Origin of the sequence: Ferruginibacter sp. (assembly GCF_014377975.1) — a bacterium.
Taxonomy (GTDB): domain Bacteria; phylum Bacteroidota; class Bacteroidia; order Chitinophagales; family Chitinophagaceae; genus Ferruginibacter.
The window spans coordinates 1-3,895 of record NZ_JACMOO010000015.1; the positions used below are offsets into that span (position 1 = coordinate 1).

Annotated in this window: 4 protein-coding genes; 1 reads left to right on the top strand and 3 read right to left on the bottom strand. The window is 37.0% G+C overall.

Translation table 11 applies throughout. From position 1 onward, the window contains the following. Nucleotides 1-229: 229 nt before the first annotated feature. From gap to H7254_RS01115, 3 genes are all read right to left on the bottom strand, one after another. The gene (gap, locus tag H7254_RS01105; RefSeq protein ID WP_301931222.1) at nt 230-1,240 is read right to left on the bottom strand and encodes a type I glyceraldehyde-3-phosphate dehydrogenase; all 1,011 of its coding nucleotides are present in this window, start codon (nt 1,238-1,240) and stop codon (nt 230-232) included. A gap of 224 nt (nt 1,241-1,464) precedes the next feature. Next, nucleotides 1,465-2,169 (bottom strand): hypothetical protein, encoded by a 705-nt coding sequence (locus tag H7254_RS01110; protein ID WP_301931223.1) that lies wholly within the window; start codon nt 2,167-2,169, stop codon nt 1,465-1,467. Nucleotides 2,170-2,181: 12 nt separating this feature from the next. After that, nucleotides 2,182-2,901, bottom strand: a complete 720-nt coding sequence (locus H7254_RS01115; RefSeq protein ID WP_301931224.1) for a DUF4292 domain-containing protein — start codon at nt 2,899-2,901, stop codon at nt 2,182-2,184. A 170-nt stretch (nt 2,902-3,071) separates the two neighbouring features. On the opposite strand from H7254_RS01115, the gene H7254_RS01120 reads away from it, so the two are divergent. Further along, nucleotides 3,072-3,895: amidohydrolase family protein (locus H7254_RS01120; protein ID WP_301931225.1), on the top strand; the 824-nt coding region annotated here is incomplete at its 3' end.

Below are 3,895 nucleotides of genomic sequence, written 5' to 3' on the forward strand. Positions count from 1 at the left end.
TGTTGACAGTAATTCCAGTATATCTTTTGCATTAAACCTCATGCATCTGATGGAAGGTTTGCTTTACGTAAGATCCGAAATAACTGTTAGCCTCTTCAGTAATTCTATTTGCATAACATTTGTCTTACCTTATTAAGAGACTTAAATAGTGTAACCGCAACTTCTAAAAATCATAGCCCCTTATCTGCATAAGAGGCTATGATTTAAATCTATTGAAAAGTCTCTCTTTTTATTTTATCAATCCTGCAAAATGATGAACGGTACGCACCAATTGAGATACATAGCTCATTTCATTATCGTACCAGCTTACCGTTTTCACCAATTGTTTGTCGCCAACGGTCATTACTTTAGTTTGAGTAGCGTCAAACAAAGAGCCAAATGTAGTGCCGATAATATCAGAACTTACAATTTCATCTTCATTATAACCGAAGCTTTCGTTGCTGGCTGCTTTCATGGCTGCATTTACTTCTTCAAAGGTTACCGTTTTATTTAAAATACTGGTAAGTTCAGTTAACGAACCGGTTATAACAGGTACCCTTTGTGCACTTCCATCTAATTTACCTTTCAATTCCGGCAATACCAAACCAATTGCTTTAGCAGCACCCGTGCTGTTAGGAACAATATTGGCAGCAGCCGCTCTGGCCCTGCGCAAATCGCCTTTTGGATGTGGCGCATCCAACGTATTCTGATCGTTGGTGTAGGCGTGAATTGTAGTCATGATAGCAGTTACGATGCCAAACTTATCGTTTAAAACTTTTGCCATTGGGGCAAGACAGTTGGTGGTACAACTTGCACAACTAATGATGGTTTCCGTACCGTCTAAAATACTATGATTAACATTAAATACTACGGTTTTTAAATCGCCGGTAGCAGGTGCAGAGATCACTACTTTTTTTGCACCTGCAGTAATATGCGCTGTTGCTTTTTCCTTATCTGTGAAAAACCCGGTACTTTCAATCACAACATCAACACCATGAGTTCCCCAGGGAATTTGTGCCGGATCTTTTTGTGCATATATTTTTACTTCGTGGCCATTTACAATAATTGAATTTTCTGTTGAAGTAACCTGCTGGTCAAAACGACCTTGTGCGCTATCGTACTTCAATAAATGCGCTAATACGGCAGGGCTTGTTAAGTCGTTGATAGCAACAACATCAATACCTTGCATATTATAAATCTGACGAAATACTAAACGGCCAATGCGTCCGAAGCCGTTAATAGCAACTTTTACTGTACTCATAATTAAAGGTGATTTTTTGATTTTTAGAAACGCTGCAAATGTACGAAGGATTATAGAAAAATAATGCTGAATTTTAAAGGATTGGTCAGACAGGGTACAATTGATATTAAATGGTTATAGAGGTTATACTGCAAAAAACAGGTTTACTACAATGCTGATCTTCATTGTAATAAACCCGGGAATTATTTTTTACCCACAATTAAAAACTGTGAATTTTATCAGAATTAGTTAACCATGAAAATCTTTTCGTCCACCGGAACATTTACTTCTATTTTAGAAAAATCTATTTGTCCGCGTTCGATGGTATTTGTAAAAGGAAAAATATAGCCATTCCCTGTTGCTTTATAATTGGCATAGGTATTTACCACTTCTTCTTCACCATTAACGTTTTGAGTAGAAACTGACTTCACAATATGATAGGTTTTGCTATCAATAAAATAGGTAACCACTTTTCCTGACTTTAAGGTAGCTTTTATTTTATAACAATCAACGGTATCTACTTTTTGATTACCCTGTAACTCAAGCTGGTTACCTTTTTCTGTATAATTAAATAAATTTCCCTGCAGGTCAAGCATGATGCTTCCGGTTTTCACTTCTTCGTCTTTCAGCACTTCCGCAGATGATTGTCCCATAAATGGCATAAAATTCCAACCGGTAACAGGGGTATAAATCTGGTAACCATTCATACCCATGGCAATGATATCATTGCGCTGGCCAACCATATTAAGTTTAGTAATGATGAGGCTTACATCAGTACCGCTAACATTTAAAGAGCCTTCCATCCTTACCGATTTTAAGGTAGCCAGTTTTTCTTTTCCGCCCAACGCATCTACATATTTATTTACAATTTCGTCAACGGTTTGGGCATACATTGTTTGTACACTCACAATTGCTGCAATGGCTAATAAGCCAATTTTTATTTTTTTCATTGTTTGATTTTGTTATGTTTGATAAACAGGTTTTACAAAATTTGAGTCAAAAGGTTGATTAATTAATATTGTATTAAAAAATAATTCACAGGTATAATTTTGATTGCCTTCCTTTTTCTGAATATCTAACGAATGTGCAAATAAAATTCCATCTGCTGCTTTATAATTATGGTAACGGGTATAATTTTTTTCTTTTGCCTTTATGTTGCTGTTAATAATAGAAGACTGCTCAAGCAAAAAACCGGAAGCACTGATCCAGTAATGTATCTCATTTTTATCTTTCATATTCAATTGTATATGATAACAGGTAGTATCATCCACCGTTTCTTTACCAATTAAAACTGCAGTATATCCTTTGCCGGCATAATTGGTCAGGTGAGCAGAAATATCAGGCACATCCTGCAGTTCAGCCATTATTTCACCAACCAATACTGTATCTTTTAAAGATTTTTCAGGTATCAAATAATTTACTTCACTCTCTGTTATCAACCACTGCATGTTGAATCCTGAAGGGTTTAAATCGTTTTGTTTTTTAGAAATCCTGATACAAGCGGTAATACCCATCCATGTTATCAGTCCTTCCATATAAATATCCTGAATGGCGGCAATTTTATCAAGGCCACCTTTGGCGCGGATATGTTTTTCAATTATTTCGTCAATGGTTTGCCCACCTGCAAATTGCACCGCCACCAGCAACAAAACAAATATGCCAAACAAAACGAGATTCTTCATGTTGCTAATTTAAAATAATGTTGAAAGATATACTAAAATAATGCCGCGGATACTATTATTGATAATTGGGTAGATGGGCGAACAAGCGCTACTATTTCAGGCAGGCGAAAGTAACGGGTTATGCTTATTTTTAGGTTTCTAAATGTAACCTTTCAAGATAAAATATTTTTATGCAATTTTCTATAAAAGGCAATGTAGTAGACATTTTTAACCAGGTAATATTTTTTGGTGAAGTGCAGGTGGAGCATGGCAGAATTAAAAAGATTACCAAAATTGAAGATAAAAAAAACAACGAAAAATTTATTTTACCTGGCTTTGTTGACAGCCATGTGCATATTGAAAGCTCCATGCTTGTCCCGGCTGAGTTTGCCCGGCTGGCGGTTGTACATGGCACAGTTGCTACCGTGAGCGACCCTCATGAAATTGCCAATGTTTGTGGTATGGCCGGTGTGGAGTTTATGATTGCCAATGGAAAAACAGTGCCTTTTAAATTTAATTTTGGTGCACCCAGTTGTGTGCCAGCCACTATTTTTGAAACTGCCGGTGCTGCGCTGCACGAAAAGGATGTGGAAACTTTACTGCAAAAAAACGAAATTAAATACCTCAGTGAGCTGATGAATTTTCCAGGCGTATTGCAGGGTGATAATGAAGTAATGAAAAAAATTGCCGCTGCAAAAAAACATCATAAGCCGATAGATGGACATGCCCCGGGGCTAAGAGGAGAAGCCGCAAAAAATTATTTTGCGGCAGGCATTACTACCGACCATGAATGTTTTACGGCGGAAGAAGCATTGGACAAATTACAATACGGCGTGAAGATTTTAATAAGGGAAGGTAGTGCCGCCAGAAATTTTGAAGCATTGATTAATCTGATGCAGGATCATCACGGCAATATGATGTTTTGCAGTGATGATAAGCATCCCGATAGTTTGGTGGAGGGGCATATTAATTTGTTATGTGCAAGGGCCGTTGCCAAAGGAATTGATGTGTTTAA

Excerpts from the sequence above, each read along its gene's own strand:
- gap (WP_301931222.1), bottom strand. The coding sequence starts at position 1,240 with ATGAGTACAGTAAAAGTTGCTATTAACGGCTTCGGACGCATTGGCCGT.
- H7254_RS01110 (WP_301931223.1), bottom strand. The coding sequence starts at position 2,169 with ATGAAAAAAATAAAAATTGGCTTATTAGCCATTGCAGCAATTGTGAGT.
- H7254_RS01115 (WP_301931224.1), bottom strand. The coding sequence starts at position 2,901 with ATGAAGAATCTCGTTTTGTTTGGCATATTTGTTTTGTTGCTGGTGGCG.